Origin of the sequence: Methanosphaerula palustris E1-9c, assembly GCF_000021965.1 — an archaeon.
Taxonomy (GTDB): Archaea; Halobacteriota; Methanomicrobia; order Methanomicrobiales; family Methanospirillaceae; genus Methanosphaerula; species Methanosphaerula palustris.
This window is the reverse complement of record NC_011832.1, coordinates 1,580,526-1,601,342: the sequence shown is the minus strand read 5'-3', so window position 1 is coordinate 1,601,342 and position 20,817 is coordinate 1,580,526. Positions and strand designations below refer to the sequence as shown.

The 20,817-nt window shown below is 55.1% G+C and carries 25 protein-coding genes; 16 read left to right on the top strand and 9 right to left on the bottom strand.

What is annotated here, in order from left to right:
* Window positions 1-14: 14 nt before the first annotated feature.
* Window positions 15-758 carry an adenosylcobinamide-GDP ribazoletransferase gene (gene cobS / locus MPAL_RS07680; RefSeq protein ID WP_012618182.1) on the bottom strand — a complete coding sequence of 248 codons (744 nt, stop codon included), beginning with the start codon at window positions 756-758 and terminating at the stop codon, window positions 15-17.
* Window positions 725-1,159: a phosphatidylglycerophosphatase A gene (locus tag MPAL_RS07675; protein ID WP_012618181.1), complete on the bottom strand. Its 435-nt coding sequence runs from the start codon at window positions 1,157-1,159 to the stop codon at window positions 725-727. Before MPAL_RS07675 ends, cobS begins: the two co-directional genes overlap by 34 nt.
* 43 nt (window positions 1,160-1,202) lie before the next feature.
* Between MPAL_RS07675 and cobT the strand changes: the two genes are divergently transcribed.
* From cobT to MPAL_RS07655, 4 genes are read left to right on the top strand one after another with little or no spacing between them, the layout of a single operon-like run.
* The gene (gene cobT / locus MPAL_RS07670) at window positions 1,203-2,213 is read left to right on the top strand and encodes a nicotinate mononucleotide-dependent phosphoribosyltransferase CobT (protein WP_012618180.1); all 1,011 of its coding nucleotides are present in this window, start codon (window positions 1,203-1,205) and stop codon (window positions 2,211-2,213) included.
* 36 nt (window positions 2,214-2,249) lie between these two features.
* Window positions 2,250-2,807 (top strand): GMP synthase subunit A, encoded by a 558-nt coding sequence (locus tag MPAL_RS07665; protein ID WP_012618179.1) that lies wholly within the window; start codon window positions 2,250-2,252, stop codon window positions 2,805-2,807.
* Window positions 2,800-3,360 carry a YkgJ family cysteine cluster protein gene (locus MPAL_RS07660; protein WP_012618178.1) on the top strand — a complete coding sequence of 187 codons (561 nt, stop codon included), beginning with the start codon at window positions 2,800-2,802 and terminating at the stop codon, window positions 3,358-3,360. The genes MPAL_RS07665 and MPAL_RS07660 overlap by 8 nt, the downstream gene beginning before the upstream one ends.
* A complete protein-coding gene (locus MPAL_RS07655; RefSeq protein WP_012618177.1) occupies window positions 3,353-4,549 on the top strand; it encodes a TraB/GumN family protein in 1,197 nt (398 codons plus the stop codon). The genes MPAL_RS07660 and MPAL_RS07655 overlap by 8 nt, the downstream gene beginning before the upstream one ends.
* A gap of 67 nt (window positions 4,550-4,616) precedes the next feature.
* Here MPAL_RS07655 and MPAL_RS07650 read toward each other — a convergent pair whose 3' ends face one another.
* From MPAL_RS07650 to MPAL_RS14520, 3 genes are all read right to left on the bottom strand, one after another.
* Window positions 4,617-5,501, bottom strand: a complete 885-nt coding sequence (locus tag MPAL_RS07650; protein WP_012618176.1) for an MBL fold metallo-hydrolase — start codon at window positions 5,499-5,501, stop codon at window positions 4,617-4,619.
* Window positions 5,502-5,519: 18 nt separating this feature from the next.
* Complete coding sequence (locus MPAL_RS07645; RefSeq protein WP_012618175.1) at window positions 5,520-6,101, bottom strand: flavodoxin family protein; 582 nt, start codon at window positions 6,099-6,101, stop codon at window positions 5,520-5,522.
* 99 nt (window positions 6,102-6,200) lie between these two features.
* Entirely contained in the window at window positions 6,201-7,577 is a 1,377-nt protein-coding gene (locus MPAL_RS14520) for a right-handed parallel beta-helix repeat-containing protein (protein ID WP_012618174.1), read from the bottom strand.
* Window positions 7,578-7,760: 183 nt separating this feature from the next.
* Here MPAL_RS14520 and MPAL_RS07635 point away from each other — a divergent pair, with 183 nt between their 5' ends.
* The 3 genes from MPAL_RS07635 (at window position 7,761) to MPAL_RS07625 (ending at window position 9,031) form a co-directional block, all read left to right on the top strand.
* The gene (locus tag MPAL_RS07635; RefSeq protein WP_012618173.1) at window positions 7,761-7,994 is read left to right on the top strand and encodes an LSM domain-containing protein; all 234 of its coding nucleotides are present in this window, start codon (window positions 7,761-7,763) and stop codon (window positions 7,992-7,994) included.
* Window positions 7,995-8,004: 10 nt separating this feature from the next.
* Complete coding sequence (locus tag MPAL_RS07630) at window positions 8,005-8,343, top strand: helix-turn-helix transcriptional regulator (RefSeq protein ID WP_012618172.1); 339 nt, start codon at window positions 8,005-8,007, stop codon at window positions 8,341-8,343.
* 178 nt (window positions 8,344-8,521) lie between these two features.
* The gene (locus MPAL_RS07625; protein ID WP_012618171.1) at window positions 8,522-9,031 is read left to right on the top strand and encodes a type IV pilin; all 510 of its coding nucleotides are present in this window, start codon (window positions 8,522-8,524) and stop codon (window positions 9,029-9,031) included.
* Here MPAL_RS07625 and MPAL_RS07620 read toward each other — a convergent pair.
* The gene (locus MPAL_RS07620) at window positions 8,988-9,557 is read right to left on the bottom strand and encodes an endonuclease dU (protein ID WP_012618170.1); all 570 of its coding nucleotides are present in this window, start codon (window positions 9,555-9,557) and stop codon (window positions 8,988-8,990) included. The two genes, MPAL_RS07625 and MPAL_RS07620, sit on opposite strands and share 44 nt — an antisense overlap.
* 39 nt (window positions 9,558-9,596) lie before the next feature.
* Between MPAL_RS07620 and aglJ the strand changes: the two genes are divergently transcribed.
* Both aglJ and MPAL_RS07610 read left to right on the top strand, forming a co-directional pair.
* Entirely contained in the window at window positions 9,597-10,523 is a 927-nt protein-coding gene (gene aglJ / locus MPAL_RS07615; RefSeq protein WP_012618169.1) for an S-layer glycoprotein N-glycosyltransferase AglJ, read from the top strand.
* A 69-nt stretch (window positions 10,524-10,592) separates the two neighbouring features.
* Window positions 10,593-11,309, top strand: a complete 717-nt coding sequence (locus MPAL_RS07610; RefSeq protein ID WP_012618168.1) for a glycosyltransferase — start codon at window positions 10,593-10,595, stop codon at window positions 11,307-11,309.
* A gap of 38 nt (window positions 11,310-11,347) precedes the next feature.
* On the opposite strand, the gene MPAL_RS07605 is transcribed toward MPAL_RS07610, so the two are convergent.
* Window positions 11,348-11,962: a TetR/AcrR family transcriptional regulator gene (locus MPAL_RS07605; RefSeq protein WP_012618167.1), complete on the bottom strand. Its 615-nt coding sequence runs from the start codon at window positions 11,960-11,962 to the stop codon at window positions 11,348-11,350.
* Between the two features lie 133 nt (window positions 11,963-12,095).
* On the opposite strand from MPAL_RS07605, the gene MPAL_RS07600 reads away from it, so the two are divergent.
* The 5 genes from MPAL_RS07600 to MPAL_RS07580 all read left to right on the top strand — a co-directional run bounded on the left by MPAL_RS07600 (window position 12,096) and on the right by MPAL_RS07580 (window position 16,074).
* Window positions 12,096-13,001 (top strand): SAM-dependent methyltransferase, encoded by a 906-nt coding sequence (locus MPAL_RS07600; protein WP_012618166.1) that lies wholly within the window; start codon window positions 12,096-12,098, stop codon window positions 12,999-13,001.
* A 443-nt stretch (window positions 13,002-13,444) separates the two neighbouring features.
* Window positions 13,445-13,948 (top strand): alpha/beta fold hydrolase, encoded by a 504-nt coding sequence (locus tag MPAL_RS07595; protein WP_048145270.1) that lies wholly within the window; start codon window positions 13,445-13,447, stop codon window positions 13,946-13,948.
* A 22-nt stretch (window positions 13,949-13,970) separates the two neighbouring features.
* The gene (locus MPAL_RS07590; RefSeq protein WP_158303657.1) at window positions 13,971-14,393 is read left to right on the top strand and encodes an OsmC family protein; all 423 of its coding nucleotides are present in this window, start codon (window positions 13,971-13,973) and stop codon (window positions 14,391-14,393) included.
* Between the two features lie 36 nt (window positions 14,394-14,429).
* Window positions 14,430-15,110, top strand: coding sequence for a DUF2284 domain-containing protein (locus MPAL_RS07585; protein WP_012618163.1), 681 nt, complete (start codon window positions 14,430-14,432; stop codon window positions 15,108-15,110).
* 31 nt (window positions 15,111-15,141) lie between these two features.
* Window positions 15,142-16,074, top strand: a complete 933-nt coding sequence (locus MPAL_RS07580) for an MBL fold metallo-hydrolase (protein WP_012618162.1) — start codon at window positions 15,142-15,144, stop codon at window positions 16,072-16,074.
* A 622-nt stretch (window positions 16,075-16,696) separates the two neighbouring features.
* Here MPAL_RS07580 and MPAL_RS16285 read toward each other — a convergent pair.
* Window positions 16,697-16,930 carry a hypothetical protein gene (locus MPAL_RS16285; RefSeq protein WP_158303656.1) on the bottom strand — a complete coding sequence of 78 codons (234 nt, stop codon included), beginning with the start codon at window positions 16,928-16,930 and terminating at the stop codon, window positions 16,697-16,699.
* A 13-nt stretch (window positions 16,931-16,943) separates the two neighbouring features.
* On the opposite strand from MPAL_RS16285, the gene MPAL_RS07575 reads away from it, so the two are divergent.
* Window positions 16,944-17,756, top strand: coding sequence for a hypothetical protein (locus MPAL_RS07575; RefSeq protein WP_158303655.1), 813 nt, complete (start codon window positions 16,944-16,946; stop codon window positions 17,754-17,756).
* Window positions 17,757-17,772: 16 nt separating this feature from the next.
* Here the strand turns inward: MPAL_RS07575 and MPAL_RS07570 are convergent, their stop codons facing one another.
* Window positions 17,773-18,066 carry a hypothetical protein gene (locus tag MPAL_RS07570; protein ID WP_012618159.1) on the bottom strand — a complete coding sequence of 98 codons (294 nt, stop codon included), beginning with the start codon at window positions 18,064-18,066 and terminating at the stop codon, window positions 17,773-17,775.
* Between the two features lie 287 nt (window positions 18,067-18,353).
* On the opposite strand from MPAL_RS07570, the gene MPAL_RS14515 reads away from it, so the two are divergent.
* Window positions 18,354-20,795: a PocR ligand-binding domain-containing protein gene (locus MPAL_RS14515; protein ID WP_012618158.1), complete on the top strand. Its 2,442-nt coding sequence runs from the start codon at window positions 18,354-18,356 to the stop codon at window positions 20,793-20,795.
* Window positions 20,796-20,817: the final 22 nt, after the last annotated feature.

The following is a 20,817-nucleotide window of genomic DNA, read 5'->3' as shown; positions in this document are numbered from 1 at the left end:
TATCATACTGCACCTCATCCGGCAAGGGCAAGGACGGCCAGCACCAGTGCAAAGGTGAGCATCCCTGTCGCCCCGACCACGTCGCCGTTCACACCGCCGAAGAGTCGGCGGGCCAGCAGCAGCATCAGGGTGAGGGCGGCCAGCGTCGCACCAGCGGCAGCGGCAAGCCCGGCCCACCCGATCGGGGTCAGCAGCAGTGGCAGGCAGAAGACTGCCGCATAGACCGGAAAGGCCGGCCTGGAGAACCCGTACAGATAACTCTGGATACCCTCGCGAAACGGTTTCCCCCAGGCAGTCAGGGCGGCCATGGCGTACTTTGCGAAGACCTCGGCGGCGAGGACAGCCCAGAACAGGTGCGGTACTGATATGAGCGCCGAGTATGCAAGCAGCAGGACGGTCATACCCATCGCCACACCGCCGGCCCCGATCTGCCGGTCGGTCAGCGCCTGTACCCGTTTCTCCCGGGACCCATGCGCCATCAGCCCGTCCCCGAAGTCGAGGAGCCCGTCCAGATGGTTGCACCCGGTGACCAGCAGCAGGGCTCCCAGGGCGACGGCGGCCCTGATCGAGGGGTTGGGGATCAGGAACGCGACCCCGCCGGCGATCCCGCCGGTCACGTACCCGGCGATCGGATAGAGGTACGACCGCCGGCCGAACTGCTCGAAGTCCTGCGGTGCTCCGAGGGGAAGGACCGTGCAGAACTGGAGCAGGGCCAGGACTGGACCTAGGAACTTTCGCTGTACAGGCGTGATGTACACCCCGCAATCAACCCTGCAATCGCATCGTCGAGGAACGGTCCGAGCGTCCCGAGGATTCCCGGTTTCTTCTGGTCATACCGGGTGAACTCGAACCGGGCATAGGTCCCACCGATGCACTCGGCGATGGCCATCCCGATGATCTCGTCAGAGAGGAGAAAGACGGGGTCGTCCTTGATCTCAGAGTCCTTCCGATTCACGTAGAGTTCGTCTTCGAGCAGGATCGCTCCGAGCAGCAGAGAGGAGATGTTCGGATCGGTCAGGGCCTTTTCGATCAGTTCCCTGAGCCGTACTGCAGCAGCGATCCGGTCTATCCCGTGGGAGACATACAGCTCCATCCCAGCGGCCACGACAGCATCGAGCGTGATTCCTTTCACCGCCAGCCTCTCTTCGATCTCAAACATAATACCTGTGTTATTTATTGATCAGTCTCTTATAGAGATCGATATGGCTTTCCTCAGTGATATTCCGTCTTTTTCGTTCAAACGTCCGCTCTTTGCCGGCATTCTGGGAAATACGATGCTCAGCACGGTCAGGGGGATCTCCGGGGCTGGTCCGTCGCCGGCAAAGACCGTGCTGACCCCGGGACTGGACGCGGAACTGATCACCTACGGCGAGATCCGGTCGATGGCCGGCACCTCCGATACCCCGAGCGGATGCCCGACCCCGGCCTCGATCACCAGGGCGATGATGAAACTAACTGGATTGACTCCGCTCTTCATCAATGCAGGGCTTACTACGAAACCCCCCGTCCCCTGCCTGGATGTGTACGGCGAGCCAGGGGGGGATCCGCGGGTCGAGGATGCGGTTCCGGATGCCGACCGGTTGAGGGTGGCCGGTGCGCGGGTTGGGGAGTTCCTCTCGTCGGTCAGCGATCTGCTGGTGCTCGGGGAGTGCGTCCCTGGCGGGACGACGACCGCGCTCTGTGTGCTTCGCGGCCTCGGGTATGAGGCAGCGGTCAGCAGCAGTTTCGCACAGAACCCGGTCTCCCAGAAGGAGGCGATCTGGCGTGGGGTCCAGGAACGGCTGAAGGCCGGATCGATCACCGAACCGTTTGAAGTGGTCAGAGCGACCGGGGATCCCATGCTGGCCGTGGCGATCGGGATCGCCGAGACCTATAATGGAACGCTGATTCTGGCCGGCGGCACTCAGATGCTGGCGGTGGCGGCAGTCCTCAAAGGGATTGGGCAACCGGTCCCGTTCCTGGCCACGACCGAGTACGTCCGGCGGGACCCCAGTGCCAACATCGAAGCGCTGGCCGTGACGATCGGTGCGCAGGTCTTCTACGTGGACCCGGGATTTGCCACGCTCGGACATCCGGGTCTGGCCAGGTACTGCATCGGCGAGGTGAAGGAGGGGATGGGTGCCGGCGGTGCAATGCTGCTCGCAGCCCTGCTCGGCCATACCCCTGAAGCGATCAGGCAGCAGATCCTCAGCACGGTGATGATGTACCGGTGAGAAAGGCTATTACCCGGCACCATCAACCCTTCTGCAATGCTTCCCATCTTTGTTGTCAATAACTTTGGGCAGTTCAACCATCTGATCGTGCGGATGCTCCGCGACCTCGATATCGATGCAAAGATGGTCCCGAACACCACTTCACCCGATGAGGTGCAGAGTGGGTGCCGCGGTCTGGTCCTCGGCGGTGGTCCCTCGATCGAGCGGACCGGCAACTGCGCAGCCTACCTCGACCTGGGACTGCCGGTGCTCGGCGTCTGCCTTGGCCTGCATGTGATCGCGACCAGATTCGGTGGCACCGTCACCCCGGGCAGGAGCGGCGGGTATGGAGCGGTTGAGGTGGAGATCGAGGACCACGATACAGTCCTTGCCGGCTATCCGGACACGATCGAGGTCTGGGCCTCGCACGCCGATGAGGTCTCGGTGATCCCGAACGGCTTCAAACGGCTTGCCCACTCCCCCATCTGCCAGGCCGAGTCGATAGCATGCCCGGAAAAACAGATCTACGGGGTGCAGTGGCATCCCGAGGTCAGTCACAGTCTGGATGGCAGGGTCGTCTATCAGAACTTCAACCAGGTTACCCTTGATGGATAAGGCTGAACACGGCGAGAGGGAGCAGTATGCCGCCGCGATCGCTGATACCGGATTCACCTGCTCCCGGTGCGGAGCCTGTTGCCTGGGGGCCGGGGTGGATGCAAGTCTGGTGATCGTGGCGCCGCCTGAGATCAGAAGGATCATCCAGGCGACCGGACTCGACTGGAACCAGATCGTCGAACCGTTCCCCGAGCCGCTGACCGCCGCTGATGGGTCCACGTATACCTTTGAATGGGCGCTTCGTCGGAGCGAGGGACGATGCATCTTCGCAGAGAGCGACCGGTGCACCATCCATCCATACCGGCCCTGGATCTGCAGGACCTACCCGTTCATGCTGGACGGAGACCGATTGGTCCGGTCGGAGTGCAATGGATACGGAGAGAGCCGATCGGTGACTCATGATGATCTGACTCTGGCCGACGATCTGATCGCACGAAGAGATGCCGAAGAACTGGAAGAGATAAAGGTGAGAGAGATCTATAGAAATGCAGCAATTCCTGCGGGATGTTCCGTTGTGATCGATGGTGAAGGAATGAAGGTGCTCGATGGGTGAGGTTCGGCTGATCGGAACAGCCCATGTATCGCAGGAGAGTGTCGACGAGGTGCTGGCTGAGATCGATGCGTTCACGCCGGACGTGATCGCGGTCGAACTCGACGCAGGCCGGTATGCCGGCCTGAAGAAGCAGGGTGAAGCGCCCGAGGTCGACGATATCCTGAAGGGGGGCAACTTCAACCAGCTGCTGATCCAGTGGGTGCTCGGGTACATCCAGCGGAAGATCGGGATGGATGTCGGGGTCGAACCCGGTGCAGAGATGAAGGCCGCTATCCAGGCCGCAGAGGAGCGCGGGGTGCAGATTGGGCTGATCGATCGGGATATCGGGATCACGCTTCAGCGGTTCTGGGGCGGCATGACCATCTGGGAGAAGTGCAAGATGATCTACGCCCTCGGCGCCTCGCTGATCGGAGTTGACGAGGGGGAGATCGATATCGAGTCGCTGAAGCAGCAGGACGTGATCTCGGCCGCACTTGAGGAGTTCAGAAAGTTTTCACCGAATGGGGCGAAGGCCCTGATCGATGAGCGGGATGCATACCTCGCTCACCAGATCATCGGCCTATCTGGACGGTTCGAGCGGGTGCTGGTCGTGATCGGGGCCGGTCACCGGAAGGGTATCGAGGGGTACCTGCTCGACCCGGCATCCCTCCCGCCGATGGCCGACCTGACCACGAAGGCGAAGTCATACCCCTGGGGGAAGATCATCGGGATCGTGATGATCCTGATGTTTGCATTTATCCTTATCACGATCATCTTCTCAGGCGTCGGGTTCAACGTGCTGCTGTGGGCACTGCTGTACTGGGTGATCCTGCACGGGGTGCTGACCGCCGTCTTCACCCTGGCCGCGGGCGGCCACCCGCTCTCAGCTCTGACCGGTTTTCTCGTCTCCGGGTATACGGCTGTCAACCCGATCCTCGCTGCCGGCTGGTTCTCTGCGATCGTCGAGGCAAAGATCAGAAAGCCGACAAAACAGGATCTTCACAAGATCTTCGAGGCAGAGTCCTTCAGCGAGATGCGGAAGAACTCGCTCTTCCGGGTGGTGATGGTCGCTGCCCTCGCAAACGTCGGGTCGACGATCGGGACCTTCGCCTACTTCTTCCTGATCTTTCCGGCACTCGGGATCGACCCGGGTGTGATGATGGGGCAGGGCATGACCAACTTCTGGCACTGGCTCACCATGCTGATCTGATCGGATCACACTTTTTTTTATTATAAAAGAGGAATGGCTCTCTTGAAGCCATCCGATCCCATGATCTTTATTTTTGAGAATCGTCCAACAGGCTTTTTTGGTCCCGCACCCGCAGGTTTGCTGCGAAGGTGCGGGCGAGCAGCGGATTTACCGCCTGCTGAGGCAGGCCAAGAGACACGGCAGTTCTCCTGGTGAGTTCCATCACGTCAATGGTATCTTTACTGCTCCCTGCACGTACGGTTTCATGGATCGTCTGGAGATAGTCAACCGCCCGGTCCATCTGCTCATATGTCTCCCCGCCTTTCCTCGGTTCATCCCATGCCGAGAGAAGAACCCGGATGCCGGCAACCCCCCGGAGCCGTTGTAGGGACTGCACGGATGCAAGAGCATCATCATAGACCGGCAGATCTCCAGCCACCGGTATCGCATCACCGGAGAAGAGCACACCTTCACTCTGTACGAAGAGTGAGATGGACCCTGGCGAGTGGCCTGGCGTATGGAGCACCTCTATCTTCATCTCCCGGGTTTCATCGAGTTCGATACGATTCCCGTCCACGAGTTCACGATCGATCTGCACCGACCCACCGACCAGTGAGGCAAACCCCGGCACCGGCCGTTCGTGGTTCTGAAGATCCACGTCCTCGATCCATGCCCGTTCAGCAGGGTGCGCCATGATACTGCAGCCGGTTGCATGCTGGATTGCCCGGGCTCCCCCGATGTGATCGGGATGCGAATGGGTCAGGATGATCGATGCAATATCAGAGGGGTCGCGATCGACGGACTGGATGGTCTCGAAGATCTGCGTCTCGCATCCGGCAACCCCGGTGTCGATGAGGGTGATTGTCTCGCCGTAGACGAGGTAACAGTATACGAACCGGTCGAGTACCATGCCGGGAGCCACGGGGACTCTGAACGGAAGTCTAAGTGCATGGATAGAGGGTGAGATCTGCATACGCTCTCCATACTAATGTCAGGGCTGGCCGGCGATCTTCTTCACCAGCCATGCCATGTTTTGACCGAGCCGCTGCATCGTCCGGATCCCTTCGACATCGCTATCCACGTCACCCTTCTCCAGCCCGAAACCGACGTTCCAGTAGGTGGACCCGACGGTGACCATGTCGCTGATCCCAAAGAAATGGTTGATCGAGTCGACGGTGGTCACCGCTCCAGCCCTCCGTGCCACACTGATGCCGGCCCCCACCTTTCGCGAGAAGAGGTTGCCGTTGGCTATTCCAACAAAACCGGCCCGATCGATCAGCGCCTTGGCTTCAGGGGTCATGTCGGCGAAGTACGTCGGCGAGGCGATGATGATCCCATCGGCCGCTGCCATCTTCTCGATACATCCATTGATCAGATCGTCGTCAAAGATACATCGCCGGTCCAGGTTCTCAAAACACTTCATACAGGCGATGCAGCCATGCACCTTCTTTCGACCAATGTTGACCACCTCGGTATCGATCCCTTCTTTCTCGATCTCTGCGAGCGCAGCGTCTATCAACCGCCGGGTGTTCCCATCCTTTCGCGGACTGGCATTGAATGCAATAACGTTCATCTGTCTCTCCTCAGTTAGCCCGGGTGATCCCCCTGGCGAGGGTATGGTGAGCAAAGGAAGTTAAAAAAGGTACGCGATCTGTCTGAACAGATCAGAGAATCAACGGATATTCAACGTGTTCCTGAGCGTGTCCTTCTGGATCACGACCCCGGCCGGGTCGACTCCGGTGCAGGTCACATCGAAGGTACAGTCGGTGACCGGGTACTTGTTTTCGGTGTCCCCGTCCCGGTACCCCAGGGAGATCGATCCGGTGGCGTTCTTCGGGGTTACCAGGCTGAAGTTGTTGAAGGCGATCTTCGTCGCTGCGAACGAGTAGATCCCCCGCTGGGTCGCGTTCGTACTGACACAGTTGTTGTAGGTGATATCCTCACTCGTCCTCCCGACGCTGAACGCATTTGCAGAGCCGTCGTCGGTGCAGTTGTTGAAGGTGACCGCATCCCCTCCCCAGGTCCAGAACCCGCAGTTCTGGTTGTTGATCGAGGTGCAGTTGGTCAGGACCGCCGTCCGGTGAATGAAGTACCCGGACTTGAAGAAACTATCAGGCAGCGTGTTCCGCTGTCCGTTGTCCCGGCTGATGCAATCCTGCATCACGATATCTGCGGATTGAGTCCGTGGGGTCACCTGTCCCCCGGGTTCGAAGTGGAACCCAGACTCCCAGTTATCCTCTGCCAGACATCGGATCACCTGAAGCCCGAGCAGGTCGTTGGACTCATGAAAGTCGAACCCGGTAGTCCATGTTGCACTGGAGTTCGCATTCCCGCACCGGATCGCAGAACAGTCGATGTACCGCAGGTTCTTCGTGGTCTTGGGTGATCCATCCCCGTTCACATTGAATCCATGGATCCCGCAGTCCACTGCCGTGCAGTTCCGGAACTCGACATCCTCGACGACCCTGTTCTTTGCAAAGACAAAGAACGCACCGTTCGCTTCTACCTCCCCGGACTGGAACGTGGTCGCGGTGATGTTCTGGATTGTGTTGTGGCTCCCAGTGACCAGCACAAATCCCCTGTTGGTCAGTTTGAACCCGCCGAGCGTGCAGTTGTCGTCTGAGAGGACGATCGGCTTGTAGTAGCCCGTCACCTCGATCGTGGTCCGGTCGGGGCCCTGACCGAGGAGCGTGGTGCCCGTCGGCAGGATGATCTCATCGGTGACATGAAAGGTTCCCCCGAGGAGGACGACCGTCCCGGAACCCGATGGGAGAGCGCCGAGCGCCGTGGAGATCTCGGCCTGATCGTCGACGCCGTCACACTGGTATGTAGCCTTCTGCTTCTCCGCTTCACTGCTGTCGCCGGCGGCGACCACCAGCGCTCCATCTGGAAGGGTTGCGGTGGTCGTGACAGGCACCTCCGTCACAGGGGTGGTGGGTTGAGCGACATGGCGATGGGTGTAGGCATAGACGAGCACACCTAGGACCAGCAGAATTACCACTATGACCACCCCGATCTTATCCCATCGTAATTCAGTATTCAATGTCATTCTCTATCCGCGGGCATCAGGGTTGACTACCCGGATCTCTCCTCAGATCTTCGCGCCGAAAGGACATATGTGTTCGTGCCGGGGAGAAATTCCGCACGGTTTAACAGAAGATCCCCGCCTCACCTGGACGAAAAAGCACCTGGGTAGAAACTTTAATTAAGTTCAATCACGATATAGGTGAAAATGGTTAACGGTATCGTCTTACCCATAAAGAAGGTTTTTGCTCTCGTTGATTCAAAAATCTCAGTTGAGATCAAGGACGAGGGGCGCATATTGGAGGGGAGACTCGTTGCGGTGGATGAGTATCTGAACATCCATATGGATGAGACCATCGAGCTCAATGCCGCCCAGAAGCGGAACCTCGGCACTGTGGTGATCAGGGGCAATAACATTCTGACGATTGCACCTATGGTATGAGTGAGCGATCATGGAATCTGTTGAAGACGCCCTGAAACTGATACAGTCGAATCCTGATGGGGTGCTGCAGAGTGAACTCTGGAAGCTTCTCGGGGTGGACAGCAGAAAATGTTCGCGTATCGTAAAGAAGCTGCTCGATGATGAACTGATCGAACGGCTCGAATATCGTAAGGACGGGATCAAGACCTTCATACTGAAGGCCAAGCGGAACCCGGTGGATCCCAACCTGCTCCTTGCCGGGGATGAACTGATCCCCTGCATCGCCTGCGAACTCGAGTGTGTGGTCGATCAGTGCCCGTTGCTCGTCGACTGGATGTATCAACTCGCCATCGCTGAGTTTAAGGAATAAAGGGGTTTTCCCCCAAATCTTTGGGGTGAACCATCTCTTCTGGAATTGCTTATCTCTGGAACATACACAGAATGAAGCAGTACCTGAGTCCATACCTTTCAGGCGATCCGATCGTCAGAAATTCATTTCATAAGGTTTATTAGGGCCCCCACTGAACTCCCCATCAGAAGGGATATTAATGACCGATGATGCGGTCTCTAACCCGGTTGGAGTCATCCTGATGGTGGCGTTGACAGTACTGTTGGCCGCGCTCCTCCTCTTCTTCCTCTTTCCAAATATGTTTGACTCGATCCCGTCACCGATCCAGATCACCGCGATCAAACATTACGACGACCAGACTGGCCGTCTGAATTATGACAGCCGGGTGATCCTGATCTATAAAGGGGACAAGCGATTGGACAACTCCGGTTTAAGAGCGGTCTTCTACCGGAACGAGCAACCGGTGCCGGCCGTGATCAGTACCTTGAACGGTGATAAGTTCATCAGCACTACGATTCATACTGGGGTGCAGAAGATCGGCGGCGAGGGGTGCCGTAACGGTGGATGGTGTTTCAACCAGATGATCTCAATTGATCTCACCGACCGGACCTTCTTCCCCGGCGACATGGTCAGGATCGATGTGTTCCAGCTGCCCGGTGATCGACTCATCTCGCGGAGCCGGTACCGCGCATCAGAGATCGCGCCATGAGCCGCGCGACCCGAAGGGGTTCGGGGATCCTGCCGTCGAAGGTGAACTGATCGCAGATGAACCCGGCTTCTTGAATGTTGATGCCGGCGAGTCGAAGGTAAAGGCTCTTTCCAGTAGAGAGAAGGAAGGGTATTCTCTCTCCAAGGTTACGGTACTGCGCGAGCCGGGCCTGGTCACCAGGAAAATGGCTGCAGATCTCATTCTCCAGTCCATCAGATTCTTCGTACGTGACCGCGATCACAGGGAGACCTGTGGCCTGACTGATGGCCTCTGGATCGATGATGTTGAACCAGGCGATTACACATCCGCTGATCATCACCAGATTCACATCCTTTCGGTTCGAATCATCGATCAGGTCGATGATCGACCTGGTCGCATCCATGCCGCCGACCGTCATCGAACCAAACGCAACTCCGTCGATCCGAAGATCTCTGCGCATCACCACACAGGCCAGGGTCGATCGGGATGAGCCGAAAAAACTCTCAGCGATCCCGGCCACCCGAAGACCCTTCTTTTCGAGGTGCATGCAAGGACTTATGACTATCAATCAATTATAATTGTACCAATGAAGATCAACAAAGATGAGGTCACGGTGTTCATCCCGACCCTGAACGAGTCTCCGACGATCGGCGGGCTGGTCAGGGAGTTCCGGGAGCTCGGATACAACCACATCTTTGTGATGGACGGGCACAGTACCGATGCTACCGTAGCCATCGCAGAAAAAGAAGGTGCAATGGTCCGGATCCAGGCTGGAAAAGGCAAGGGAGACGCGATGATGGAGGGGTTCGAGATGGTCGAAACCCCCTATATTCTCCTGCTCGACGGCGATGGGACCTATGCCCCGGCAGACGCGGACCTGATGCTGACGCCGCTCTTCAACGGGTTCGATCATGTCATCGGGAACAGGCTGATCCATGCTGAGGAGGGCGCGTTCAGCAGGTTGAACCTGCTCGGGAACTATCTCCTCAACCATCTGTTTAAGTTCGCTCACAGTCGGGATCTGCAGGACATCCTTTCAGGGTACCGGGCATTCAAAAAGACAACTATCCACCAGATGCATCTGACCGAGACCGGGTTTGAGATCGAGACCGAGGTCTCGGTCGAGGCCGTCCGGAATAACCATCGGATCAAGGTCGTGCCGGTCACCTACCGGAAGCGACCCGGGACCGACACCAAGTTGAACCCGCTGCATGACGGGTATAAGATCGCAGTCACGATCTACCGGTTGGCAAAGATGAACAACCCGATCTTTTACTTTGGGATCATCGGAGCCATCATGGCCATCATCGGATTTCTAACAGGTATCGTGGTTGTGGTCGAATGGCTGAACGGGATCACGCACCTCCCGCTGGCTGTGCTGACGGTGCTGTTGATCATGGTTGGGGTGGAGATCTTTATGTTCGGGGTGCTCAGCGACATGATTCTCGCCTATCACCGCGAGATGATGGACGAGATCCAGCGGATCAACCCCGAGATCCCTCATAGAGAATAAACCGGCAATCCGGCTGCGGTCTGCTCCGCCATCACTTTTTATCCCAGGCAGCACCAATGATTACCAACGATGGTGCACACCTTGATCTCGGTGATCGTCCCGACCTACAACGAGGAGCAGAACATCAGTGCCTGTTTGCAGTCGCTGAACCGGCAGACGCTGCCCAGGGATTCCTATGAGATCATCGTCGTGGACGGGGGCTCTAAGGATCAGACCAGGGAGATTGCGGCGCCTTTCGCAGACCAGGTCTTTATCCAGACCAGCAAAAAGGTCGGCGGGGCCAGAAACGACGGGGCCATGGCTGCACTTGGGGAGATCCTGGCGACGACCGATGCGGATTGTGTGCTTCCGGGGGACTGGCTTGAACGGATCAGAGATGACTTTGCTGCGGACCCGGCCATCGTCCAGGTCTACGGGCTGGTCTATCCAATCGAAGACAGCCTCAAGAACCGGCTCTCGCTCGCCTCTGCCAACCTCTTTTCACGGATCGGATATCATACGAGAACGCTCTACTATACGCTCGGATGCAACACGGCGTTTCGGAAAGAGGCGTTCATGAAGGCCGGCATGTACCGGACGATCGATGCCGGCGATGACCTGGAGATCGCCCGAAGGACCTGCAAACTCGGGAAGGTCAGCCTTGATTCCAGGCTGAAGGTCGGATTTTCGATGCGCCGGTACCAGCAGTTCGGAACCCTGAAGTCGCTGTACCAGTGGTTGTATATCGTGGTCAGGGGTGGGAATTCGGAGAAGTACTCCTACTCACAACGCGAGTATAAAAAATAATTTTTATTTATTAATTGTCTGTCTGGGGAACAGAGAGATTACTCTGTCTTCTCTCCATAACTTCCGGAATATGAAGTTTTGAGGAGGATCTTGATTCCTTCCAGCCAGAGATCGCGCACCTCGTTTTGGTACATGTAGACCTGTTCATAATTCTTGAGTCCAGAGTAGAGGGCCACCATCAGAAGGGCCAGTTTCCGATCGTCCGCCTGAGTCTGGAGGAAGTACTGTCTCTTCTTTTTTTTGATCACAGACTCGAATGTGGAGACAAGTCCGTTATAATACTCTCTCGTTGCGTGCCGAACGTCGGAATTCCGACTTGCCATGGCGAACATCTCAAAGAAGATGGCCCGCTGCCGGTCGTCGTTGAGGGCAAAACGATCATACATCTGAGCAAGCGTTTCTTCAAGTGAACGGTTGTAGTATGATTCAAACTCGACCTTCTGCATATCGGTCTGGATCTTGTTGAGCACAGCACTGCACAGGTCTTCCTTGGTTTTGAAATACCAGTACACCGCGCCTTTGGTCACACCCAGTTTCTTTGCTACGTCATCGATCCTCATCTTGTCGCTGCCCTGCTCTGCGATGACATCGATGGCAGCTTCAATGATCCGGCGTTTGGCATCTTCTTTGTATTCCGGGATGACTTTGGGCATTGCTCTTCACATCACATCTGTCGGTCAGCCTAAAGTATGATTGCATGAATAATTCCAAACCGATTGATATTTATACATTCTAATGAGTATGTTATTTGATAATTGAGAATGTGGTGAGATTGGAGATGTCACAATGACCGACTTCGAAAAGAACAGAACTATCCGAAAGGGGCCGAGCAAGATGGCTGAAGGGATCGCAATGCATCGGGCTGCAGAATCGATGCTGCCTGAAGACGAACGCATCTGTTATGATCCCTACGCCTTCCGCTTCATCAACCCGGAGATCCTGAAGTTTGCAGCCGCTCACCCGGCAGAAGCAGAGGCAAAACTGGAAGAGATGGAGGAACGCCTACCCGGATTGAGTAATTCGATCAGGGCCAGGGTGCGGTACTTTGATGAATTCATCGAGAAGAGCTGCAATGATCGCCTGGAGCAGCTCGTTATCCTTGGTGCCGGGTTTGATACCCGGGCGTACCGGCTTGCCGGGCTCAAGAGGAATGTCCGGGTCTTCGAAGTCGATCATCCCGATACCCTGTTCTTCAAGATGGAAAAAATCCGGGAGATCTTCGGGGACCTTCCGAACCACGTCGTCTACGTCCCCATCGATTTTGAGTTCGAAGATCTGGGAGACAAACTCCGTGCGAATGATTATTCCCCGGATCAGAAGACGCTCTTCGTTCTGGAAGGGCTCACCATGTATCTTCCCCAAAAGGCAGTCGACGAGACCCTTGAATTTATCGTGCATAATGCCGGTATAGGAAGTGCAATCCTCTTCGACTACTACCCAGTGTCAGTTGTCGATGGATCCTCTGATCGTGAAATCGCTAAGAACATCCGGAATTTTACACAGATGGTCGGAGAACCACTTCAGTTTGGCATTCCAGACGGTGATGTCGTCCGGACCCTTACAGAGTATGGTTTTTCTCGGGTCCGGAACGTGACCAGTGATGAATACAAGAACCTGTTCTTCCATGGGAAGAATGCAGACCGGCCTGTCTGCGATCTCCTTTCGTTCGTGTCCGCGGAGGTTGGAAGATGAAGGATCAGTATCTCAATCCTGACTTCCTTGCCGGACGGCCAACTGGCACCTGCTGCTGGGGCTGTGCCAAAAAGGATGACTGTCCGATGGAATCCTTGGGTCGGAGATGCACACGGGATCACACGACCTGCCCGGTGTGCACATGGTGGAATGAACGAGGATGCATCCTCTTTCAAATTGACTGGTCATTTCTCAAGATGTGAGGAGAATATACATGCCAACCAAAAAAATCAACGGAATAACCATGTATTATGAGATCCATGGAACAGGCGAAGCCCTTCCTGGTGATCTGGGGGATGAGTGGGGAGATCCCGAATTTTGCTGATGCCTTGACTTCCGAAAACCCTGCAGACGATCAACTTCGACAACCGGGGTTCAGGTAGAACGGACAAGCCGGATGAACCGTTCTCGATCTCTTTGATGGCCGAAGATGTGTCGGTCATTTGGATGCACACGATATCCGGCAGGTCCATCTCCTTGGAATCTCCATGGGATCTCGAATTGCTCTGGTTGTCGCCGCAAAAAATCCGGAACGGGTGAAAAGCCTGATCCTGAAGGTGGACGCTGCCCGGTCGCCCAGTACCGATGATCCTCAGGCAGCCCGGGCATATGAACGGTTATGGACAGCAATGACCGAGCCAGAAATTTTGAAGGCTATGGCCCCCTATCCACCAACAGTCGCATCGTTCCTCCGGCTGTTTGAAGCACTCAAGGAATTTGACGGGAGCGATCTCCTGAAAAAAATAACCGCACCGACCCTGATCGTGAATGGGACAAAAGACCCTTCAACACCGGTACAATGTGCTGAAGAACTGTTCCAGGGGATCACCGGTGCGAAGATGATCCTTGTTGAAGAGGACCATATGTTTAGCCGTACAAAGCCGGATTTACTCCTCACACCGGTTCTCGAATTCCTTGCAGTTGTGGATGGAAGATCTCTTGTATGACAATCAAAAGGCGGTGAAAAACATGAAACCAACTTCGGTGGTGATGAATATCACGTATGAAGGCGATCTGAAATTTCTCGCAGAGAACAGTGCCGGCCAGATAATTCCCATTGAACCTGGCCTCGTTCTTGGTGGGAGCGGTACGACTCCAACTCCGATCGATTACCTGCTAGCCTCCCTCGGCAGTTGTGCAGGGATCAAGGTACTGCTCGATCTTCAGGGGAACAGGGTCTGGCCGGATTCACTCAGGGTTACGATCACAGGAACCCGGAAAGAGACGCCCCCCACAGTATTCGAAAGACTGCATCTCACCTTCATCATCACCGGCACGCTGAACGACAGAATCGTTGCTGATGCGATCCAGGAGACGATGACCCTCATGTGTCCTGTCGCTGTGATGATAGGAAGAGCAGCAGAGGTGACGTGGGAGTATAGAATATCGTAACCATTCGTATCCAAAATAGAGAGAGTGCGACAATTCATGATTGACAACAACAAAGATGAGAATGAGCAGGTGGTGGCGATGATTCCTGAAAGGAACAAGATCAGGGAGTTTGCCTTTCTCAGGCAGAAGGCCCTGGACCTGGGTGCCCTGGATGCAACGGTGATTCAGACCACGGATGTCATCGTCGAAAACCGGGTCCCGCTGAAATGCCGGGCCGGGTGTATCGGGTATGGAAAGAAACTCACCTGCCCGCCGTACGTCCCGACCCCGGACGAGTTTCGGAAGATCCTCGCTGAGTATCGGTTTGCCCTGCTCGTGAAGTTTACGTCGCCGGCCGTTACCGACCCTGAGGTCATCTGCTCTATCTACAAGTACTGGCTCGACCCGGACGCTCCGGCAGACCGGAAGGAGAAGGCGACACAGTTCTGGCAGGATTATTTTGTTGGCAGCAAGGACTGCGCCCCAATCATGCTCGAACTGGAAAAGACGGCATTCAACGCCGGCTACACGCTCGCCCTTGCATTCGTCAATGGATCGTGCCGGCTCTGCGAGACCTGCAATGTCAAGGGCGGCATCTGCCTCCATCCCACGCAGGCGAGGATCCCGGAACATGCGGTGGGGATCAACATGAAGAAGACTGCAGAAAATGCAGGGATGCCGATCCGGTTCCCGGTCGCCGGGCACCCGGAACCGATGGCGATAGTACTGATCGATTAACACTTCATTTTATGTGGAAAACAGATGTATCATGATGAATAACCAGTTATTACCAGCAGACCGGGTGGACGTGACCATCCTCGTCGACAACTACCTTGACATCTTTGTACCGCCAGCGACTCCTGTTGACCGTCGACTGCCGTTCGACCCGGGCCGTTTGCTCTTCGCAGAGCACGGCTTCTCCTGCCTTGTCAGGGTCTTCTCCGGAGAGAAGGAGTACACAATCCTCCTCGACACCGGGCTCTCCCCGGACTGTCTCTTCCACAATGTCCACGAATTGGGGCTCGACCTTTCCGCGACAGAAGCCGTGGTCCTGAGCCATGGCCACTTCGATCATATCGGAGGACTGATGGCCTTCCTCTCCAGTGCTCCCCGAAAGGTCCCTCTTGTTCTCCACCCGGACGCTTTTCTCCAGCGGAGGATGAAGAGTCCGGCCACTGGGATCGTCGACCTCCCACAGATCGATGCAGTCGCCCTGCAATCGGCAGGTGCGGATCTCTATCAGCGGAAGGAACCTTCGACTCTTGCCGAAGGGCACCTGCTCGTGACCGGAGAAGTGGAACGAACGACCTCCTTCGAGAGGGGGATGCCGGGTATGGAAGCCCTGATCGACGGCCGCTGGGTTGTCGATCCTATCCTGGACGACCAGGCTCTCGTCATCAACATCCAGGACAAAGGACTCGTGGTGATCAGTGGTTGTGCCCATGCCGGGATCATCAACACGGTCGAGTACGCGAAGAAGATCACCGGGATCAGCACGGTGCACGCAGTCCTCGGGGGGTTTCACCTCACCGGGCCGGCCTTCGAACCGATCATCCGGCCGACCATCGACGAGATGAAGCGGATCGACCCGGATTATATTCTCCCGATGCATTGCACGGGGTGGAACGCGATCAATGGATTTGCCCGGGAGATGCCTGGAAAATTTATCCTGAATACTGTGGGGACGACCTACCGGTTTTAAATGAGGGGATCTCCGCCCTCATCCCCCAGAATATGTACTCTTTTTACCTACTGGTAATATCGAGAATGATTAGTATTACATTGCTTTGCGCTGAGGAGTTGGTATGCAATTTTAATCCCCTGAACCTGAGGAAGAGAGAATTTCCCAGAACAGGGATCTCTTCTCCCTCTGTTCATGCTTGGAGATAGCAGCACACCATCCGTACATGACGGGTGCGTATAACCAGCAATGTTCGTTATCTCCCGGCGGGTTTTCCAGAAGGAACCGGTTCCATCATCTCTCCATAACGATCCGGATATCCGTATCGCAGTATAAGGAACCGATCTGAGTCGAAAATGACTGGAGAGATGGACGTTGATGGTTCTCGAAGGGAGAATAATCGCCATCATATACAGCATTGTGCATCCCGGGATTATGAACGAACCCGACTTGCCCTCAGATCATTTCAGAAAGATACGAGAATCATACATGCAACAATCAGTTCAGAGCAGAATCGATGAGCCCGTACAGAATCCACAGGGTTATCCCCGGATGCATTCGCCGCCTCTCCAACGATGAACGTAAATTTCTCTGGAGTCCTATCCCAAACATACGTGTCATTGCCCGGACCCATGGCACGATCTCAGAGAGCGATCTGCTCCAGGCACTGAAGACGGTCCGCAGCATCCATCCCCTTCTTGGGGCACGGGTCGTCATGGATGACCATCATGACGCCTGGTTCACGAACGATGCTGTCCCCCCACGCAGTTCCGCAGGGTGGAGCGGGTATCAGAGACGCAATGGTTCGAAGAAGTCCAGAACGAACATCACAGACCCCTGGAACCGGAAAAGGGCCGCTCATCCGCTTCGTGCTCATTGCTTCCCCGGTAGTGTCAGAACTCCTCGTCTTTGCGGCCCATGACCGGACGGCTCTTGCGAACCTGGTCCGCGACATCCTGACGTATTATGCAGATCCCCTCCGGCATCGAGAGAGCGTCCACCCCCCGCTAATCAAGGATTTTCTGCCAGAGAAGAACCGGTTTTCCCCAGCAGAAATGATAAAAAATGTGTTCATTCACCACTGGAACCGGCAGTGGAGGAAGAAGCCTCACTATTTCGACCAGGCAGATTTCTGTGCGGTGCATGCCGCCTACTGGGAGAAGTATCGGTACCGGTGTGTGCTGCTCGAACTCGAACATGATGCAATAGACGAACTTACGTCACGGTGCCGGCAGCGTGGCGTTACCATCACCACCGCGATGACGGCGGCATTCCTTGCAGCGTACGAGGATGTTGCCGGCCCTCTCGATAAAAAGGATCGGTCGATTGCGATCCCGTTTGATCTGCGACGACATCTCGGGGTCAAGGAGAACTTCTTCTGTTTCTTTGTCGGCGGGTTTCAGTTCCGTTTTGCATACAATCAGAAGAAACAATTCTGGGAGAATGTGCAGAACCTCCACTGGATCATCAGCAGCCGTGTACAGAACTGGGATAATTCAAGTCCTGTGATGGGGCGTTCGATCCGTCTCTGCTCGATGCTTTCATCGGGTTCGTCGGCTACGCTCTCCTTGCACTGGATTCCCTCACCCCGACCGATACGTTCAGGGTCTCCGCTACAGCCCGAAGGGGTGAAGAATAAAATTGACCGGTCCAGGGAACATAGATGGACCGAAAAGTGTTCATCGGTCGGCAAGAAAACCTGACCTGCAAATGTGTTGATCAGATGATCGGTGCCTGCTGATCGGCAAAGGCTTCAGTGAATGGGAGTATGTGTTCTGGGAGTGAAGCATATAATTTTTTGGCTCCATCGATGCTGACCGACTCGATATAATTCCGCTTACTCTCCCACAGGGTTGTATGACTGAGGAAGAACCGGCCTTTGTCTGAGCGGTACAGTTCTTTTGTTCCGTGCCTCACCCGTCCGTCACTGGTATGTCCATCGATGAATGTTCCTCGGGCTAGGAGAACAGACTGTTCGGTATCATACATATTACCATAGATCGTCTTCTGCATCAAATATCACTCCAGGTCATAGATTATTATTGGACGTGGTACAGTAAATACAGCTGTATTCTGTCAAACAACACAAATGTCACTAATACTATGTATAATTTTTGTATGAAGAATAAATGAAATAAGGCAATCCCTTGATTGAGCGTTGAATTTCAACAGATTCAGGCAAATATTGGATTCCCTGAATGGATCTCTATTCGCAGATATGAATAGATACGTTTTTTAATATAATTAATGAATTACTTCTAAGACCACATAAACTAAGAGAGGAGCTTTAAAGATATACCATGATCACCGTGCTTTTGATCGATGATGAACCGGCAATTCTGGATGTGACACGTTTGTTTCTGGAACGAACCGGGGCATTTTGTGTGGAGACCACATCGTCTGGATCAGAAGCACTGGAAAAGTTTGATTCCACTAATTATGATGTTATCATCTCAGACTACGAGATGCCAGGAATGAATGGGATTGAACTGCTTCGGGCACTCAAGTCCAGGGGTGTCGACGTCCCGTTCATCATCTTCACCGGAAAAGGACGGGAGGTGGTAGCGGTAGAGGCACTCACCTATGGAGCCACCTATTACCTGCAGAAGGGCGGGGAGCCGCGAGCCCAGTTCGCAGTCCTTGAAAGCCTGATTGAACAGGCAGTACAGAAGAAACGAGCTGAAGAGGAGACGCGCCTCTCCAATCTCAGACTCGCAGATATTGTAAACTTCCTGCCTGACCCGACCTTTGCTATCAACTGTGAAGGGATCGTGATCGCATGGAACAGAGCCATCGAAGAGATGACCGGGGTAAAGGCCATGGAAATCATCGGCAAAGGTAACTATGCCTATGCCATCCCGTTCTATGGATCTCGACAACCAGGTTTGATCGGTCTGTTGAACGCAACCCCAGAGGAACTGAACGAGCGTACTTATATCAATGTGCTTCATGAAGGCCAGGCCCTGATTGCAGAGCGGAACTATGTCTCACTGAGGGGGAACCCGTCTGTTCTCTGGGCCAAGGCCACCCCGCTCTGCAACGAGGAAGGGGAGATCATCGGGGCTATTGAGAGCATCAGGGATGTGACCAGGCAGGAGCTGCAGATGGACGCCCTGCAACAGCGGGTGCAGATCCTGACAGAGCCTGTTGGAGATACCACAACGCTCACGTTCTCCGATCTCTTCGACATCGATGAAATCCAGCAGATCCAGGACGCCTTCTCCGATGCAACCGGTGTCGCCTCGATTATAACAGACCCGGACGGAACCCCCTTTACCAGACCAAGTAACTTTCGCAGACTCTGCACTGAGGTGATCCAGGGAACCTCGAAAGGGGCTGCCAACTGTTTGCATTCAATAACTATGGCCGGCAGTCCTGATCAGCAGGATCCCACCCTGCACCCCTGCAGAATCGGCGGTCTCTGGGACAGAGGGGCTACCATATATGCCGGAAACCGAAAGGTAGCCATCTGGCAGATCGGACAGGTGCTGATTGAAGGGTACGATAAAGAAGCGCTGCTGGACTATGCCGATCAGATCGGGGCCAACCGGGATAAATTTGCAGAGGCACTGACAGGCGTTCCACAGATGTCGCTCGAACACCTGGAGAAGGTCGAACAGGCCCTCATTCTGATAGCACGGCAGATATCAGCCCTGGCTCTGAAGAATATTCAGCAGTCCCGGATGCTTGCAGAGCGGATGAAGGCTGAAGATGACCTGAAGGAGAGCAGGGAGCAACTCAGAAGCCTGATTGAATTTTTGCCGGAGGCGATGCTTCAATACGATCTCGATGGTCGGATGATCACGGTAAACAAAAAGGCAGTCGAAATGAGCGGTTCTTCATTAGAAGACGAAATGATCGGGGTTGATGTCCTGTCGTTCTTTGCTCCGACCGACCGGGATCTGATCCGGGAGAATATTCGGGTAACGCTCACCGAAGGAACCTCCCCGATCACAGAGTATCAGTTCCTCAAAAAGGATGATACAACCATACCTTCCGAGTTCTCATTCTCGCTCCTTCGGAACCGGAACGATTCCCCGACCTCATTCATTGGCCTTGGACGTGACATCACCAAGCGCAAAATGGTTGAAGAGGAGATCAGGATGATCAACAAAAAGTTAAACCTCCTCAGTTCAGTGACCCGGCATGACGTGCTGAACCAGTTAACTGCACTCCGCGGATTTCTTGAGATGGCAGAGGAGGCACCGGACACCCTATCAAAGGGACAGTTGATAAGAAAGGTTATGGAAACTGCCGATCGGATCCACCATCAGATCACTTTCACCGGGGACTACCAGGAGATCGGCCTCGAATCCCCACAATGGCAGAATCTGGATACGACGATCAGAAGGGCTGCCTCCGCACTGGACCTGCAGGAAATAAACCTCGCAATCGAGGTGAATACCAGTTCTCTCTATGCCGACCCGCTGCTGGAGAAGGTCTTCTTCAATCTGATGGAGAATGCAAAACGGTATGCGACCGGAATGAGCAGTATCCGGTTCTCTATCGAAGAAAAGGATAGCGACCCTGTGGTGATCTGCACTGATAATGGTCCCGGGATCCCACCAGCAGAAAAAGAGAGAATATTCACTGCAGGATATGGAAAAAATACGGGGTACGGGCTATTTTTGATCACCGAGATCCTCTCGATTACGGGCCTCTCCATCGCTGAGACTGGAACCGCCGGATCCGGGGCCCGGTTTGAGATCCGAGTCCCTCCCGACCGGTTCAGGTGTGCCTGATAGATCTGCGAACAGGTAAGAA

What these genes read in the sequence shown, in the direction of transcription:
- MPAL_RS07665 (WP_012618179.1), top strand. Translation starts at nt 2,250, where the DNA reads ATGCTTCCCATCTTTGTTGTCAATAACTTTGGGCAGTTCAACCATCTG.
- MPAL_RS07625 (WP_012618171.1), top strand. Translation starts at nt 8,522, where the DNA reads ATGACCGATGATGCGGTCTCTAACCCGGTTGGAGTCATCCTGATGGTG.
- MPAL_RS07675 (WP_012618181.1), bottom strand. Translation starts at nt 1,159, where the DNA reads ATGTTTGAGATCGAAGAGAGGCTGGCGGTGAAAGGAATCACGCTCGAT.
- MPAL_RS16285 (WP_158303656.1), bottom strand. Translation starts at nt 16,930, where the DNA reads ATGAGCACGAAGCGGATGAGCGGCCCTTTTCCGGTTCCAGGGGTCTGT.
- MPAL_RS07600 (WP_012618166.1), top strand. Translation starts at nt 12,096, where the DNA reads ATGACCGACTTCGAAAAGAACAGAACTATCCGAAAGGGGCCGAGCAAG.
- MPAL_RS14515 (WP_012618158.1), top strand. Translation starts at nt 18,354, where the DNA reads ATGATCACCGTGCTTTTGATCGATGATGAACCGGCAATTCTGGATGTG.
- MPAL_RS07635 (WP_012618173.1), top strand. Translation starts at nt 7,761, where the DNA reads ATGGTTAACGGTATCGTCTTACCCATAAAGAAGGTTTTTGCTCTCGTT.
- MPAL_RS07570 (WP_012618159.1), bottom strand. Translation starts at nt 18,066, where the DNA reads ATGCAGAAGACGATCTATGGTAATATGTATGATACCGAACAGTCTGTT.
- MPAL_RS07585 (WP_012618163.1), top strand. Translation starts at nt 14,430, where the DNA reads ATGATTGACAACAACAAAGATGAGAATGAGCAGGTGGTGGCGATGATT.
- MPAL_RS07630 (WP_012618172.1), top strand. Translation starts at nt 8,005, where the DNA reads ATGGAATCTGTTGAAGACGCCCTGAAACTGATACAGTCGAATCCTGAT.
- aglJ (WP_012618169.1), top strand. Translation starts at nt 9,597, where the DNA reads ATGAAGATCAACAAAGATGAGGTCACGGTGTTCATCCCGACCCTGAAC.
- MPAL_RS07655 (WP_012618177.1), top strand. Translation starts at nt 3,353, where the DNA reads ATGGGTGAGGTTCGGCTGATCGGAACAGCCCATGTATCGCAGGAGAGT.
- MPAL_RS07650 (WP_012618176.1), bottom strand. Translation starts at nt 5,501, where the DNA reads ATGCAGATCTCACCCTCTATCCATGCACTTAGACTTCCGTTCAGAGTC.
- MPAL_RS07590 (WP_158303657.1), top strand. Translation starts at nt 13,971, where the DNA reads ATGAAACCAACTTCGGTGGTGATGAATATCACGTATGAAGGCGATCTG.
- MPAL_RS07580 (WP_012618162.1), top strand. Translation starts at nt 15,142, where the DNA reads ATGATGAATAACCAGTTATTACCAGCAGACCGGGTGGACGTGACCATC.
- MPAL_RS14520 (WP_012618174.1), bottom strand. Translation starts at nt 7,577, where the DNA reads ATGACATTGAATACTGAATTACGATGGGATAAGATCGGGGTGGTCATA.
- MPAL_RS07610 (WP_012618168.1), top strand. Translation starts at nt 10,593, where the DNA reads ATGGTGCACACCTTGATCTCGGTGATCGTCCCGACCTACAACGAGGAG.
- cobT (WP_012618180.1), top strand. Translation starts at nt 1,203, where the DNA reads ATGGCTTTCCTCAGTGATATTCCGTCTTTTTCGTTCAAACGTCCGCTC.
- MPAL_RS07660 (WP_012618178.1), top strand. Translation starts at nt 2,800, where the DNA reads ATGGATAAGGCTGAACACGGCGAGAGGGAGCAGTATGCCGCCGCGATC.
- MPAL_RS07645 (WP_012618175.1), bottom strand. Translation starts at nt 6,101, where the DNA reads ATGAACGTTATTGCATTCAATGCCAGTCCGCGAAAGGATGGGAACACC.
- MPAL_RS07620 (WP_012618170.1), bottom strand. Translation starts at nt 9,557, where the DNA reads ATGCACCTCGAAAAGAAGGGTCTTCGGGTGGCCGGGATCGCTGAGAGT.
- MPAL_RS07605 (WP_012618167.1), bottom strand. Translation starts at nt 11,962, where the DNA reads ATGCCCAAAGTCATCCCGGAATACAAAGAAGATGCCAAACGCCGGATC.